Raw genomic sequence first — 14898 nt, 5'->3', positions numbered from 1 at the left:
CGGAGCCGCCGCGGCTCGCCGCCACGGCCGCCGTGCCCGCCGCGACGCCGTCGAGCAGCCTCCGGCGCCCGCTCCCTCCCCGCGTCGCCGTCCCGACCCCACCCCTGGGCGTGACCGGGACGAACGCGACCTCTGGACCGGAGACGCCGCGCCCACCCCCGCCACCGCGGCGTCCCCCACCACGGCGGGGACCGCGCCCACGGCACCCACCGCCGACTCCCCCGCCTCCGCCCACGAACCGGCCGAGGACGCCCCCCGCGGGGACCGACCGGCGCAGGCCGCCGGGACCGCCGCGGCCGCCACCGCCGCCGGGGCCGCGGCTGCCGCCCCAGGACCGCGCCGCCCCGCCGTCGCCCGACGCCGCGCCGCCCGTCCGGTCTCGCCGGTCTCCCCGGCCCGCCCGGCCTCCGCGGCCTCCGCCGCGTCCGCCGCGTCTGCGGCCTCCGCCGTGTCGGCGAGCAGTCCCGCCTCCCCCGCCGCGCCCGCCGGAGCTACCTCCCCCGCCACTCCGGCCGAGGCCCCGGCGCGTCACGTCCCCGCGGGAATCGCCGCGCGGACCGCCTCCCCGTCGAGCCCGGGAGAGGAGGGCCCGGATCGCGCCGCCACCGAGGAGCCCCGCCGTCGCCCCGGGCAGCGCCGCCGCGCCTTCGGGATCGTGGCGCTGTGGACCCTGGCCACCTCGGTGCTGCCCGGGATCGGCCTGCTCACCACCAAGCTGCGTCCGCTGGGCTGGGCCCTGCTGGGCCTGCTCGCCGCAGGGGTGCTGGGCCTGGGCGCCTGGTTCCTCCTCGGCGACCCGATGACCAGCGGCCTCATGCTGCTCACCCGCCGCGGCGTGCTGATCGGGCTGCTGGTCTTCGCGGTGCTCGCGGCCCTGGTCTGGGGTGCGCAGATCCTGCTCACCTCGATGTCGCAGTCCACCCGGCAGCGGCTGCGCGGCCGCCCCCGGGTGGCGGCCCTGCTGCTGGCCGCCGTGATCGTCGCCGTCGGCGCCGTGCCCGCGGCCCGCGGCGTGCAGTCGCTCTGGGCCACCCAGGGACTGCTCGGCTCCGACACCGTCTTCGCCGCCGGCGGCGGCTCGCCGCTCGGATCCGGGGCGGACCCCTGGGAGGGCGTGGGCCGCATCAACATCATGCTGCTCGGCCAGGACTCCGGGGACGACCGCACCGGCACCCGTCCCGACACCCTGATGGTCGCCTCGATCGACACCGAGACCGGCAGCACCGCCCTGTTCTCCATCCCCCGCAACCTGGAGAACGTGCGCTTCCCGGAGGGGACCGTCGCCGCCGAGGAGTTCCCCGACGGCTTCGACTACTACGGCAGCAACCAGAACCTCATCAACGCGGTGTGGACCTGGGCCGAGGAGCACGAGGACCTGTTCTCGGGCGAGGACGCGGAGAACCCCGGCCTGACCGCGACCACCTGGGCGATCGAGGAGACCCTCGGCCTGGAGATGGACTACTACGCGATGGTCAACCTGCAGGGCTTCGAGGACCTGGTGGACGCCATCGGCGGTGTGGAGATGGTCGTCGAGCGGCGCATCCCCATCGGCGGTGGCACCAACCAGGCCACCGGCGGCAAGTACCCGATCGAGGGTTACATCGAGCCGGGGCTGCAGACCCTCGACGGCTATCACGCCCTCTGGTACGCCCGCTCCCGCGAGGGCTCCGACGACTTCGACCGCATGTGCCGCCAGCAGCGCATGGTGCAGGTCGTCGCCCAGGAGGCCAACGTCCCCACCCTCGCGATGTCGATCCCGCGCCTGGTCACGGCCACCGAGGAGAACATCCAGACGGACATCCCGGTGGGCGACCTGGACGCCTTCGTGGTGCTCGCGCAGCGGATACAGGAGGCCGGCTTCACCTCCTACCCGATCACGCAGGAGGTCACCCACACCTACGACGCCGACTGGGACTACCTCAAGGAATGGACCCAGGAGTCGATCGACGAGTCGATGGAGAGCGTCGAGGCGGAGGACGTGACCGGGGAGACCGAGCCCGGCTCCACGGAGCCCGCCGAGACCGGCACCACCGAGGACGAGACCACGGCCGAGGAGACCACGGAGCAGGCCACCACCGGGGAGGAGACCTCGGAGGAGGAGACCACGGCCGAGGAGAGCGCCGAGGCCGAGGAGGAGAACCCGCTGGAGTCCTGCCTCCCCGGCGCCGGCGAGGAGGGCTGAGCGCCTCCCCTCCACCACGCCGCGGGCCCCCTCCACCGAGGTGGACGGGGCCCGCTGCGTGGTGGAGGGTCAGTCGGTGAGCTGCAGCAGCGCGTTCTCGATCAGCTCGGGCAGGGCCGGGTGGATCCAGAGCTGGGTGCGGGCCACGTCCCGGGCGGTCTGCCCGGTGCTCATCGCCTGGATCAGCAGCTGGATCAGCGCCGTCGCCTCGGGGCCGATCAGGTGGGCGCCGAGGATCTCGGTGGTGTCGGCGTCGGCGATGATCTTCGCGAAGCCGGTGGTGTCCTGCATCGCCCAGCCGTAGGCGATCGAGGCGTACTCCTGGGTGGCGACGGCGATGCGGCGTCCGCTGCGCTCGGCCTCGGCACGGGCGGTGGCCTCGTCGGGGCCGACCCAGGCGATCTGCGGATGGGTGAACACGCCGAAGGGCACCGGCAGGGTGTCAGCGCGGCGCAGCTCCCCGTCGGCGGTGACGTTGTGGCGCACGATGCGCTGCTGGTGGTTGGCGACGTGCTTGAGCTGGGCGGCGTCGCAGAGGTCGCCCAGTGCCCAGACGCCCTCACGCACCCGGCCGTTCGCGAGCACCCGCAGGTAGGGGTCCACGGCCACGCGGCCGTCGTCGGTGACGTCGATGCCGACGCCCTCGGCGCCCAGCAGGTCGGAGTTGGGGCGCCGGCCGGTGGCCACCAGGATCTCCTCGCTGCGCACCTCGACCTCGGCGCCGTCGCGGGTGCCGCGCAGCAGCACCCCCTCGGCGTCGCGGGTGACGCAGGTGGTGTCCAGCTCGGTCTCCAGCCGCACCCGGCGGCCCAGGATCTCGGTGATCCGTGCGGAGACGTCGACGTCGGCGGCGCGCAGCAGCCGGGGCGAGCGCGCCACCACGGTGACCTGGACGCCGAGGGCGTCGAAGATGTGCGCCATCTCCACCGCGATCACCCCGGAGCCGAGGATCGTCATCGAGGCGGGCAGGGCCTCCATCCGCATCACCGTGTCGGAGGTGAGCGGCGCGGCCTCGTCCAGGCCCTCCACGGGCGGCAGCTCCGGCCGGGAGCCGGCGCCCAGCACGATGGTGTCGGCGGTGACCTCCTGCTCCCCGCCGTCGGCGAGCGCGACCCGCAGCCGCTTCGGCCCGGTGAACACGGCGGTGCCGCGCAGCAGGGTGAGGTTCGCGTTGTCGGGATGGGAGGCGCGGTACTCCTCGCCGCCCGCCGAGATCGCGTCGATGCGCCCGAAGACGCGGTCACGGATGACCGGCCAGTCCACGCCGTCCAGGCTCTCGGTGAGCCCGAAGGAGCCGGACTCGGCGGGCACCCGGGCGAGGTCCGCGGTGTGCACGAACATCTTGGTGGGGATGCAGCCCAGGTTCAGGCAGGTGCCGCCGAAGACGTGGTCAGGGCCCACCCCGCGGTCGATCTGCACGATCGACCGTCCGGCGAGGTCCGGGCCGGGGAAGGAGTTGATCGAGCCGGAGCCGATCAGCGCGATGTCGTAGTGCTGCGCCGGCCGCTCCGCGGGAGGGGTGTCGGTAATGTTCTGCTGCGTCGATGCGGTCACCTCACCAGGCTAGTCGCCCACCCCGACACACGGTCCGCCGATGCCGCCGGACCGTGGACCCGTCCGACCCCGCCGCCCCGCTTCTCCCCGCGACCTCCAGGAGCCGACGTGACCAGCCCCGCCCCGCATGCCGCCGACGGCCATGACCTGATCCGGGTGCGCGGTGCCCGCGAGAACAACCTCCGCGGCATCGACCTGGACCTGCCCAAGCGTCGCCTGACCGTCTTCACCGGCGTCTCCGGATCCGGCAAGAGCTCCCTGGTGTTCGGCACCATCGCCGCCGAGTCCCAGCGGATGATCAACGAGACCTACTCCTCCTTCGTGCAGGGATTCATGCCGAACCTGGCGCGGCCCGACGTGGATTCCCTGGAGGGGCTGACCACGGCGTTCATCGTGGACCAGGAGCGGATGGGCGCCAACGCCCGCTCCACCGTCGGGACCGTCACCGACGCCAACGCCTACCTGCGGACCCTGTTCTCCGCCCTCGCCGAGCCCTCCGCCGGCGCACCCGGCGCCTACTCCTTCAACGTCCCCAGCGTCACCGCGGCCGGCGCGATGACCGTGCAGAAGGGGGACAGGACCATCGCCGAGAAGACGACCTTCTCCCGGGTGGGCGGCATGTGCCCGCGCTGCGAGGGCATGGGGCAGGTCACCGACCTCGACCTCACCGAGCTGTACGACGAGAGCAGGTCCCTCGAGGACGGCCCCTTCACCATCCCCGGCTACACCGCCGACGGCGGGGCCGTGAAGATCATCGCCAAGAGCGGCTTCCTCCCCGCCGACACGCCCATCGCCTCCTTCACAGCCCGTCAGCGGCACGACTTCCTCTACAAGGAGCCGACGAAGGTCAAGATCGACGGCATCTCGATGACCTACGAGGGCCTGATCCCGAAGATCCAGAAGTCCATGCTCTCCAAGGACCCCGATTCGATGCAGCCCCATATCCGGGCCTTCGTGGAGCGCGCGGTGACCTTCATCACCTGCCCCGAGTGCGAGGGCACCCGGTTGGCGGAGCACGCCCGGGAATCCCGCATCGACGGGGTCTCCATCGCCGACGCCTGCGCCCTGCAGATCACCGACCTGCGGGACTGGGTGGGGGGCCTCGAGGACGGCGGCGCCCCGGGCGTCGGCCCGCTGCTGGCCAACCTGCACGCCCTGCTGGACGCCTTCGTCACCATCGGCCTGGGCTACCTGTCGCTGGACCGACCCTCCGGCACCCTCTCCGGCGGCGAGTCCCAGCGCACCCGCATGATCCGCCATCTCGGCTCGGCCCTGACCGACGTCACCTACGTCTTCGACGAGCCCACCATCGGGCTGCACCCGCACGACGTCGGCACCCTGAACCGGCTGCTGCTGGAGCTGCGGGACAAGGGCAACACCGTGCTGGTGGTGGAGCACAAGCCGGAGACCATCGCCATCGCCGACCACGTGGTCGACCTCGGGCCCCGGGCGGGCACGGCCGGAGGCACCCTGCAGTACGAGGGCGACGTGGCCGGGCTGCGCGCCTCGGACACCCTCACCGGACGCCACCTCGACACCCGGGTCGCGGTGAAGGGCACCGTGCGTGAGCCCACCGGGACGATCGCGGTGCGCGACGCCCGCGGCCACAACCTGCGCGGGGTGGACGTGGACATCCCCCTGGGCGTGCTCACCGCGATCACCGGCGTGGCCGGCTCCGGCAAGAGCTCCCTGCTGGAGGCCGCCCGCGCCGTGGAGCCCTCGATCACGGTGGTGGACCAGGGCGCGATCCGCGGGTCACGGCGCTCGAACCCCGCCACCTACACCGGGCTGCTCGATCCCATCCGCAAGGCCTTCGCGAAGGCCACCGGGGCGAAGCCCGCCCTGTTCTCCAACAACTCCGAGGGCGCCTGCCCGCAGTGCAAGGGCGCCGGCGTGATCTACACCGAGCTGGGCTTCATGGAGACCGTCTCCACCCCCTGCGAGGACTGCGGCGGCCGCCGCTTCCAGCCCGCCGTGCTGGAGCTGACCCTGGCCGGGGCCTCGATCGCCGACGTGCTGGAGATGTCGGTGGCGCGGGCCCGGGAGTTCTTCTCCACCGCCGAGTCCTCGGTGCCCGCGGCCCGGAAGCTGCTGGAGCGGCTGGAGGCGGTGGGCCTGGGCTATCTGACCATCGGGCAGCCGCTGACCACCCTCTCCGGCGGCGAGCGGCAGCGGCTGAAGCTCGCCACCCGGATGGGCGAGGACGGCGGGGTGGTGGTGCTGGACGAGCCCACCACCGGCCTGCACCTGGCCGATGTGCAGACGCTGCTGGACCTGCTGGACACCCTGGTGGACGGCGGCACCTCCGTCATCGTCATCGAGCACCACCAGGCCGTGATGGCCCACGCCGACCACCTGATCGACCTCGGCCCGGGCGCCGGGCACGAGGGCGGCCGGGTGGTCTTCGAAGGCTCCCCCGCGGCGCTGATCGCCGAGGCCTCCACCCTCACCGGGCAGCATCTGCGGGACTACGTGGGAGCGGGGACGGCCGCGACCCGCTGAACGGTCGGGCTCACGGCTCGGCCGGACCCGCGTCCGAGACCGTCCGTGAGGCGGGGCCGCAGGTCACGATCTCCCCATCCGGGACGTCCGATTGGCCTGACTCGGGGGGTGGAGCTGGTAGGTTCCGGGGCGGACCATGACGTCGTCGGGCCCCGTGCCGCGGGGCGCCGCCTGGTCCCCACCGTCCCGGCGGGCCCGCGCGCCCCGCCCCACTGGAGAAGGCGAGACCATGACCGACACACCTCTTTCCGGCACCTGGACCATCGACGAGGGCCACAGCCGCATCGGCTTCGCGACCCGCCATGCGATGGTCACCCGGGTGCGCGGCGCGTTCAACGACGTGGCCGGCACGGCGGTGTTCGATCCGGAGGATCCCGCCAGCTCCCACGTCGAGGTCACGGTGCAGATGGCCAGCATCGACACCCGCAACGAGTCGCGCGACGAGCACCTGCGCAGCGCCGACTTCTTCGACGTGGCGACCTACCCGCTGATGACCTTCGTCTCCACCTCCGTCGAGGAGGTCGACGAGGGCGGCTACATCGTGACCGGCGACCTCACCATCCGCGGCATGACCCGCTCGATGAGCATCCCGCTGCGTCTGGTCGGCATCGACACCGACCCCTTCGGGAACGAGCGCGCCGGATTCGAAGGCACCCGCCGCCTGGACCGCCGCGACTGGGGCATCACCTGGAACACCCCGCTGGACTCCGGCGGCCTGCTGGTCGGCGACCGCATCCGGCTCGAGTTCGAGCTGTCCCTGGTGCGCGCCGGCGAGGACGAGGCCTGAGCCGATCCCCCGCGGGCACGCCCCGCTGATGCGCCTGCACCACCTCGACGCCGGGCCCCTCCGGGTGCCCGGCGCCTCCATGGTCTGCCGGGTCCTGGTGATCGAGCTGCCGGACCGGCTGGTCCTCGTCGACTCCGGATTCTCCGCGGCCGATGTCGCCGACCCCTCCCGGCTCGGCCCCTCCCGCTGGTTCCTGCGCCCCGACCTGCGGATCGAGCGCACCGTGCGGGCCCAGCTCGCCGCCCGGGGGCTGGACCCGGAGACGGCCGGCGACGTGGTCCTCACCCACGCGGACGTCGACCACGCCTCCGGAATCCGCGACTTCCCGGCCGCCCGGATCCACCTGGCCGCCGCGGAGCACCGGGCCTGGGCCGCCCGCCGCACCCTGCTGGACCGGCTCCGCTACCGCCCCCACGCCTTCGACGGGGTGCGACGCCTGCTGCTGCACGAGCCCGGCCCCGGCCGCTGGGAGGGCCTGGACGGGGTGACGGACCTCGGGGACGTCTGCCCCGGCATGCGCCTGGTGCCGCTGCCCGGCCACACCGACGGCCACGCCGGCGTGGTGATCGACGGTCGCGGAGGACTGCGGGTGATCCACACCGGCGACGCCGCCCACTCCCAGCTGGCCCTGACCAGCGGTCGCACCGCGGCGGACGTCCGCTTCCGGCAGGCGCTGCTGGCGCACGATCGTGCCGCCCTGACCTCCACCCGGCGTCGCCTGGAGCGTCTGCTGGCCCGTCGCCCCGAGCTGCGCATGGTCGCCTCCCACTCCACCGACGACCTGCGACCCGGGGAGTCCCTGGAGGCCTGAGAGCCCTCGGGGCGCGCTCCCGGCCGAGGACATGCCCACCAGGGGCGTGACGGGCCGCTGTCCCCGGTCCCGCAGGGCCGTACCGTGGGTCCGTGACCGCCGCTCCGCCTCCCGCCCTGCTGGACGTACTGCCGCTGCTGCGCTGCCCCGTCTGCGCGGAGCCGCTGCACGCGGAGGGCTTCAGCCTGCGCTGCCCCGCCGGGCACAGCGCCGACCTCGCCCGTTCCGGGGCGGTGACCCTGCTGCACGGCAATCGCCCGCGCAGCGGCGACGACGACGCGATGGCCCGCGCCCGCGACCGCTTCCTGGCCACGGGCGCGTACGCGCCGCTGCGCGCCGCGATCCTCGACCTCGCCGGCGCGGCCGCGGAGGTGACGGGCGACGGCCCCGGGCGCACCGTGCTGGACGTGGGCTGCGGCTCCGGCTGGTACTCCGCGGGCCTGCTGGAGGCCGAGCCGGGCGCCCGCGGGATCGGCCTGGACTCCTCGCCGCGCTCGCTGCGCTTCGCGGCCCGGGCCCATCCGCGCCTGGCCGCGATCGGGGCGGACGTCTTCGCCCGCCTGCCCCTGGCCTCCGACGCGATCGACCTGGTGCTGGACGTGTTCTCCCCGCGCAACCCCTCCGAGTTCGCGCGGGTGCTGCGCCCGCAGGGTCGCCTGCTCGTGGCCCGGCCGGGCCCCGGGCACCTCGCCGAGCTGCGGGAGGCGGTGCCGGGCATGCTCGGCATCGACCCCCGCAAGGAGGAGCGGCTGGCCACTGCGCTGGAGCCGTTCGTCACCGCAGTCGCGGAGCGCACCGTGCGCTTCACCGCGGAGCTCACCCCGGAGGCGGCCACCGACCTGGTGGCGATGACACCGAGCGCCCGCCACCTGGATCCGGCCGGCGCGGCCGGGCACGCCCCGGGCGCGGTGACGGTGGAGGTGCAGCTCGGGCTCTACGCGCCGCGCGCCTGAGCAGGGAGGCGTCGGGGCCGAGCTCCACGGCGGGATCGGCGCGGACGCGCACCTCCAGCCCGGTGCCGCGGAAGGACTCGGCGATGGCCTCGACGGCCGCGATCCCTTGGCCTCCGGGTCCGCGCACCGCCCTCGCCTTCCCGCCGTCGTCCGCATGATGCTGACGCTGATCGCGTACATGGCCGGCGCCTGGGCGATGGTGCCGCGGCTACCTGATGCAGTCGCTGCGCTCCCGCCCGGTGCTCGCGGTCCTCGGGGCCGCCGTCGTGGTCACCATCCCGCACCTGCTCTCCCAGGGCGGACAGGAGAAGCTCGGGGAACGCTTCGCCTACCTGGCGATCCCCTTCGGCTTCGCCCTCACCGCCGGCGTGCTCGGCATGGCTCTGCGCTCGGTGTGGGCGGCCGTCGGGATCCACGGCGGGCTGCACGTGGCGAACACCCCGGTCTCCGAGCCTGGGCTCAGCGTCGACGGGCCTGCGCAGTGGATCCTCATCGGCGCGCTGTTCACCCTGCTGGCGGTGCTGATCGGACTGCGGCTCCCCCGCGAGCGCTGGGTCGAGGTCCGCGACCGCGGCCCCTGTGCCCGCGCCCTCTCGTGAGACGAGGTCGGAGCCCGCACCTCCCGCCGCACCCCGCGCAGACGTGACCCACCCCCGGACACCCGGGGGGGGGTCACGGTCGTGTCGCCGAGAGCCGCCCCATCCGACACCGACGTGACGTGCCTCCGCGGATTACCGCACGAACGTGACGGGTCCGCTCCGGCAGGGCGACGGCCGGGCCGTGGGGGTCGCTCCCCGTGCGGCTCAGCGCAGGCGGCCCACCACGCCCTCGGCGGCGGCGAGCACGCTGCCGTCGAGCAGGCGCGCCTCGGCCTCGGCGATGTCGGGGGCCAGGAAGCGGTCCGGGCCGGGCCCGTCGACCGTGCGGCGCAGCACGTCGATCGCGGCGATCGAGGCCGGGGAGGGGGCCAGCGGCCGCCGCAGGTCCACGGCGCGGGCGGCGGTGAGCAGCTCGATGGCGAGCACCCGGCGCAGGTTCTCGACGCTGGTGCGGAGCTTGCAGGCGGCGTGCCAGCCCATGGAGACGTGGTCCTCCTGCATCGCGGAGGAGGGGATCGAGTCGACGCTCGCGGGCGCGGCCAGGCGCTTCATCTCGGAGACCAGGGCCGCCTGGGTGTACTGGGCGATCATGAAGCCGGAGTCCACGCCCGGGTCGTCGGCCAGGAACGGGGGCAGGCCGTGGGAGCGGGCCTTGTCGAGCATCCGGTCGGTGCGGCGCTCGGCGATCGAGGCGAGGTCCGCGGAGACCACGGCCATGAAGTCCAGCACGTAGGCGACCGGCGCGCCGTGGAAGTTGCCGTTGGAGGTGACGGTGCCGTCCTCCAGCACCACGGGGTTGTCGATGGCGCTGGCCAGCTCCCGCTCGGCGACGGTGCGCGCGTGCTCGATGGTGTCGCGGACGCCGCCCGCGACCTGCGGGGCACAGCGCAGCGAGTAGGCGTCCTGCACCCGCGAGCCGGCGGCGGCGACCTCGGAGAGGATCGGGGAGCCCTCCAGCAGGGCGTAGATGTTCGCGGCCGACGCGGCCTGACCGGGGTGGGGGCGCAGGGGGCCGTGCAGCTCGGGACGGAAGACGCTGTCGCGTCCGCGCAACCCCTGCACGGTGAGCGCACAGGTGAGGTCCGCGGTGCGCACCAGCTCGTCGAGGTCGGCGAGCGCCATCAGCAGCATCCCGAGCATGCCGTCGGTGCCGTTGATGAGGGCCAGGCCCTCCTTCTCCTCCAGCACCAGCGGCTCGATGCCGTGCTCCAGCAGCAGCTCGCGGGGGTCGCGCTCGGTGCCCTCGGTGTCGCGGGCGCGGCCCTCCCCCATCAGCACCAGCGCGCAGTGGGACAGAGGGGCGAGGTCCCCGGAGCAGCCCAGCGAGCCGTATTCGTGGACGATCGGGGTGATGCCCGCGTTCAGCAGCGCCAGGATCGTCTCGACCACGACGGGGCGCACGCCCGTGCGGCCCGAGGCGAGAGTACGGGCGCGCAGCAGCATCAGGGCGCGCACCACCTCCCGCTCCACCTCGGGGCCGGCCCCGGCGGCGTGGGAGCGGATCAGGGAGCGCTGCAGCGCCTGCCGCATCGGCTGCTCGATGGCGGTGTCGGCCAGGGCGCCGAAGCCGGTGGAGACGCCGTAGACAGGGGTCTCCTGGTGGGCGAGGGCCTCGATGTGGGAGCGCACGGCGGCGACCTGCTCGCGGGCTTCGGGGGTCAGCTCCACGCGGGCGCCGCGGCGGGCGACGGCCAGCACCTCGGCGGCGGCGAGGCCCGCGGAGGCGAGGTGGACCGTCTCGACGGCGGTCGTGCCGGCGGTGTCGGGGGCGATGGTCATCGTGGGGGTACCTCTTCCAGGGGAGAACGGACGGGTCAGACGGCGCGCACGCCGGCGCGCCACACCTGGTGGGTGAGCGGCATGCCGGGGCGGTAGGCGAGGTGGATGGCGGCGGGGGCGTCCAGCACGTGCAGATCGGCGCGGGCGCCGACGGCGAGGTGGCCGACGTCGGAGCGGCGCAGGGCGAGGGCCCCGCCGCGGGTGGCGGCGCGGACCGCCTCGGCGAGGCTCAGCCGCATCTGCAGCACGGCGGTGGCCACGCAGAAGGCCATCGAGGAGGTGTTCGAGGTGCCGGGGTTGGCGTTGGAGGCGATCGCGAGCTCCGCGCCGGCGTCCAGCAGGTCACGGGCCGGGGCCAGCGGCGCCCGGGTGGAGAGGTCGCAGGCCGGCAGCACGGTGGCGACCGTCGGACCCGCGTGCACGTCCAGCAGCCCCTCCCCGGCCGCGCGGACGGGGCGGGCGGCGGTGGCGGCGAGGGCTTCGAGGTCGGCGGGGCCGAGGTGGTTCACGTGGTCCACGCTCGCGGCCCCGTGTTCCACGGCCAGGGCGACGCCCTCGTGCTCGGGGCCGAGCTGGTTGCCGTGCACCCGCAGGCCGAGACCGGCGTCGCGGCCGGCGCGCAGCACGCGGGCGGACTGCTCCCGGGTGAAGGCGCCGCGCTCGCAGAACACGTCGATCCAGCGGGCGTGCTCGGCGACGGCGGTGAGCATCTCCCCCACCACCAGGTCGACGTAGGCCTCGGCGTGCTCGGCCTCGGCGGGCACCACGTGGGCGCCGAGGAAGGTCACCTCGTCCAGCTCCCCGGCGTTGACCAGCCCGGCGGCGAGCGCGGCCGCGCGGGTCTCCTCGGCGACGGTGAGGCCGTAGCCGGTCTTGGTCTCCAGGGTGGTGGTGCCCCCGGCGCGGGCCTCGGCGATCCGGGCCCGCACCAGGGCGCGCAGCTCGGCGTCGGGGGCTGCGCGGGTGGCGGCGGTGGTGACGGCGATGCCGCCGGCGGCGTAGTCCTGCCCGGCCATGCGCGCCTCGAACTCGGCGGAGCGGTCCCCGGCGAAGACGAGGTGGGTGTGGGAGTCCACCCAGCCCGGCAGCACGGCGCGACCGCCGAGGTCGTGGTACTCATCGGCGGCGGGCGCGGCGGAGGCCGGCCCGGTCCAGGCGACGCGGCCGTCCTCGATCACGAGGGCGGCCTCGCGCAGCACCTGGCCCTCGGCGGCGCCGTGGCGGCCGGGCTCCCCGGGGGCCGCGTCGAGCGCGGGGTCCAGGGTCCACAGCTCGGAGATGCCGGTCAGGACGGTGGTGGGCATGCTCAGTCCTTCCGCGGGGTGCCGGCGGTCGCGAGGCGGTCCAGCACCTCCCGCTGGGCGGACTCGGCGTCCCCGGCGTCGCGCACGGTCGGCGCCATGGGGACCCGCACGCCGCGCTCCGCGGCGACGTCGGCGGCGCGCTCGTAGCCGGCGTCGACGTGGCGGATCACGCCCATCGCGGGGTCGTTGGTCAGCAGCGCGGTGAGCTTGGCCTCGGCGAGCGGGGTGCCGTCGGCGAGGCCGACCTGCCCGGCGTGGATGGAGCGGCCCATGCCGACGCCGCCGCCGTGGTGGATGGACACCCAGGTGGCGCCGGAGCTGGTGGCGGTGAGCGCGTTCAGCAGCGGCCAGTCGGCGATGGGGTCGGAGCCGTCGAGCATCGCCTCGGTCTCGCGGTAGGGGGAGGCGACGGAGCCGGAGTCGAGGTGGTCGCGGCCGATGACGATGGGGGCCTTGACCTTGCCGTCGCGCACCAGGTCGTTGAAGAGCCTGCCGGCCTTGGCGCGGTCGCCGTAGCCGAGCCAGCAGATGCGGGCGGGCAGGCCCTCGAACTCGACGTACTCGGCTGCGGCGTCGAGCCAGCGGCAGAGGTGGTCGTTGTCGGCGAAGAGCTCCTTCAGCGCGGCGTCGGTGACGGCGATGTCCTCGGGGTCGCCGGAGAGCGCGACCCAGCGGAAGGGGCCGAGGCCCTCGCAGAACAGGGGTCGGATGTGGGCGGGCACGAAGCCGGGGAAGGCGAAGGCGCGGGCGTAGCCGGCGCGGCGGGCCTCGTCGCGGATGGAGTTGCCGTAGTCGAAGACCTCGGCGCCGTCGTCCTGGAAGCCGACCATCGCCTCGACCTGGCGGGCCATCGCCTCCCGGGCCTTCTTGGTGAAGCCCTCGGCGTCGGCGGCGGCCTCGGCCCGCCAGTCCTCGACGGTCATCTCGGCGGGCAGGTAGCTCAGCGGGTCGTGGGCGCTGGTCTGGTCGGTGACGACGTCGATCACGAGGTCCCCGGCGCGGTGGCGCTCCAGCAGGGCGGGGAACACCTCGGCGGCGTTGCCGACGATGCCGATGGAGACGGCGCGGCGCTCGGCGCGGGCGGCGGCGGCGCGGGCCACGGCGTCGTCGAGGTCCTCGGCGATCTCGTCGAGGTAGCGCTTGGCGAGGCGACGCTCCAGGCGGGTGCGGTCGACGTCGGCGATCAGGCAGACGCCGCCGTTGAGGGTGACGGCGAGCGGCTGGGCGCCGCCCATGCCGCCGCAGCCGCCGGTGAGGGTGATGGTGCCGGCAAGGGTGCCCTCGAAGCGCTTGCGGGCGACGGCGGCGAAGGTCTCGTAGGTGCCCTGGAGGATGCCCTGGGTGGCGATGTAGATCCAGGAGCCGGCGGTCATCTGGCCGTACATCATCAGGCCCTCGGCCTCGAGGCGGCGGAACTCGGGCCAGGTGGCCCAGTCGCCCACCAGGTTGGAGTTGGCCAGCAGCACGCGGGGCGCCCAGGGGTTGGTGCGCAGCACCCCGACGGGCTTGCCGGACTGCACCAGCAGGGTCTCGTCGTCCTCGAGGTCGCGCAGGGTCTCGGTGATCGCGTCGAAGGCCTCCCAGGAGCGGGCGGCGCGGCCGGTGCCGCCGTAGACGACGAGGTCGTCGGGGCGCTCGGCGACCTCGGGGTCGAGGTTGTTCATGAGCATCCGCAGCGGCGCCTCGGTCTGCCAGGACTTCGCGCTGATCTCGGTGCCGCGGGGGGCGCGGACGGGGCGGGCTCCGGGAAGGGTCATGGCGGGCTCCTGAGTGCTCGGGGCGACGGGTGAGCCCAGCAGACCACGGCGGCGTGCGCGGCGTCGGGGCCGACGACCAGGAGGTGTCCGGGATCCCGGACGGTCACCCTTCCGCCGTGGGGATCAGCCGGCGGCGCGGGCGACCTCCGCGGCGACCTCACGCACGGTGCGGGCCCGCTCCTCGCGGACCTCCGCCTCCTGCTCGCCCGCCCCCCAGGTCCCCGCCTCCCAGGTCAGCGCCACCCCGGCGATCGGCCAGCCGGCGGCGTCGCGCGCCGGGGCGGCGACGGAGACGAAGCCGGGGGTCACCTCGCCGTCCTCCCAGGCCACACCCTCCTCGCGGATGCGGGCGCAGGCGGCCACGAGCTCGGGGCGGGAGGTGATGGTGGGGGCCTCGGTGCGGCGCTCGAAGGGGGTGCGGGCCGGGTAGAGGCTGCGCAGCTGGGCGGGCGGGAGGGCGGCGAGCATGGCGCGGCCGCTCGCGGTGAGGTGGGCGGGCAGGCGCACGCCGCGCTCGGTGACCAGGCTGGGGCGGCGCCGGGCGCGCTCCTCGACCAGGTAGAGGGCGTCGCGGCCGTGCAGGACGGCCAGGTGCCCGGACTCCCCCGCCGCATCGACCATACGGGCCACGGCGCGGCGGCCGATGCGGGCCAGCGGGTCGTGGCGGGGG

The 14898-nt window shown here is 74.7% G+C and carries 11 protein-coding genes; 6 read left to right on the top strand and 5 right to left on the bottom strand.

Translation table 11 applies throughout. From position 1 onward, the window contains the following. On the top strand, positions 1–2182 hold a 2182-nt coding region (locus OM98_RS06985; RefSeq protein WP_010533888.1), incomplete at its 5' end, for an LCP family protein. Between the two features lie 69 nt (positions 2183–2251). Here OM98_RS06985 and OM98_RS06980 read toward each other — a convergent pair. Further along, a complete protein-coding gene (locus OM98_RS06980; protein WP_010533887.1) occupies positions 2252–3736 on the bottom strand; it encodes a mycothione reductase in 1485 nt (494 codons plus the stop codon). Between the two features lie 108 nt (positions 3737–3844). Between OM98_RS06980 and OM98_RS06975 the strand changes: the two genes are divergently transcribed. The 5 genes from OM98_RS06975 (at position 3845) to OM98_RS06955 (ending at position 9388) form a co-directional block, all read left to right on the top strand. Next, entirely contained in the window at positions 3845–6238 is a 2394-nt protein-coding gene (locus OM98_RS06975) for an ATP-binding cassette domain-containing protein (RefSeq protein WP_010533886.1), read from the top strand. A 229-nt stretch (positions 6239–6467) separates the two neighbouring features. Next, positions 6468–7025, top strand: a complete 558-nt coding sequence (locus tag OM98_RS06970) for a YceI family protein (protein ID WP_010533885.1) — start codon at positions 6468–6470, stop codon at positions 7023–7025. A 28-nt stretch (positions 7026–7053) separates the two neighbouring features. Further along, a complete protein-coding gene (locus OM98_RS06965) occupies positions 7054–7836 on the top strand; it encodes an MBL fold metallo-hydrolase (protein ID WP_010533884.1) in 783 nt (260 codons plus the stop codon). Positions 7837–7928: 92 nt separating this feature from the next. Further along, positions 7929–8789, top strand: a complete 861-nt coding sequence (locus tag OM98_RS06960; protein WP_010533883.1) for a methyltransferase domain-containing protein — start codon at positions 7929–7931, stop codon at positions 8787–8789. A gap of 212 nt (positions 8790–9001) precedes the next feature. Beyond that, positions 9002–9388, top strand: coding sequence for a hypothetical protein (locus OM98_RS06955; RefSeq protein WP_342626428.1), 387 nt, complete (start codon positions 9002–9004; stop codon positions 9386–9388). Positions 9389–9592: 204 nt separating this feature from the next. Here the strand turns inward: OM98_RS06955 and hutH are convergent, their stop codons facing one another. From hutH to OM98_RS06935, 4 genes are all read right to left on the bottom strand, one after another. Then, positions 9593–11167 (bottom strand): histidine ammonia-lyase, encoded by a 1575-nt coding sequence (gene hutH / locus OM98_RS06950; protein WP_010533881.1) that lies wholly within the window; start codon positions 11165–11167, stop codon positions 9593–9595. Between the two features lie 35 nt (positions 11168–11202). Next, positions 11203–12471: an amidohydrolase family protein gene (locus tag OM98_RS06945; protein ID WP_010533880.1), complete on the bottom strand. Its 1269-nt coding sequence runs from the start codon at positions 12469–12471 to the stop codon at positions 11203–11205. A 2-nt stretch (positions 12472–12473) separates the two neighbouring features. Continuing rightward, on the bottom strand, positions 12474–14228 hold the full coding sequence (locus OM98_RS06940) for a urocanate hydratase (RefSeq protein WP_010533879.1): 1755 nt from the start codon (positions 14226–14228) through the stop codon (positions 12474–12476). Positions 14229–14351: 123 nt separating this feature from the next. Continuing rightward, positions 14352–14898: IclR family transcriptional regulator (locus OM98_RS06935; RefSeq protein WP_010533878.1), on the bottom strand; the 547-nt coding region annotated here is incomplete at its 5' end.

It is taken from the genome of Brachybacterium squillarum M-6-3, from assembly GCF_000225825.1.
Taxonomy (GTDB): Bacteria; Actinomycetota; Actinomycetes; order Actinomycetales; family Dermabacteraceae; genus Brachybacterium; species Brachybacterium squillarum.
This window is presented reverse-complemented; position numbering and strand designations above follow the sequence as displayed.

Excerpts from the sequence above, each read along its gene's own strand:
- OM98_RS06970 (WP_010533885.1), top strand. The coding sequence starts at position 6,468 with ATGACCGACACACCTCTTTCCGGCACCTGGACCATCGACGAGGGCCAC.
- OM98_RS06965 (WP_010533884.1), top strand. The coding sequence starts at position 7,054 with ATGCGCCTGCACCACCTCGACGCCGGGCCCCTCCGGGTGCCCGGCGCC.
- hutH (WP_010533881.1), bottom strand. The coding sequence starts at position 11,167 with ATGACCATCGCCCCCGACACCGCCGGCACGACCGCCGTCGAGACGGTC.
- OM98_RS06945 (WP_010533880.1), bottom strand. The coding sequence starts at position 12,471 with ATGCCCACCACCGTCCTGACCGGCATCTCCGAGCTGTGGACCCTGGAC.
- OM98_RS06940 (WP_010533879.1), bottom strand. The coding sequence starts at position 14,228 with ATGACCCTTCCCGGAGCCCGCCCCGTCCGCGCCCCCCGCGGCACCGAG.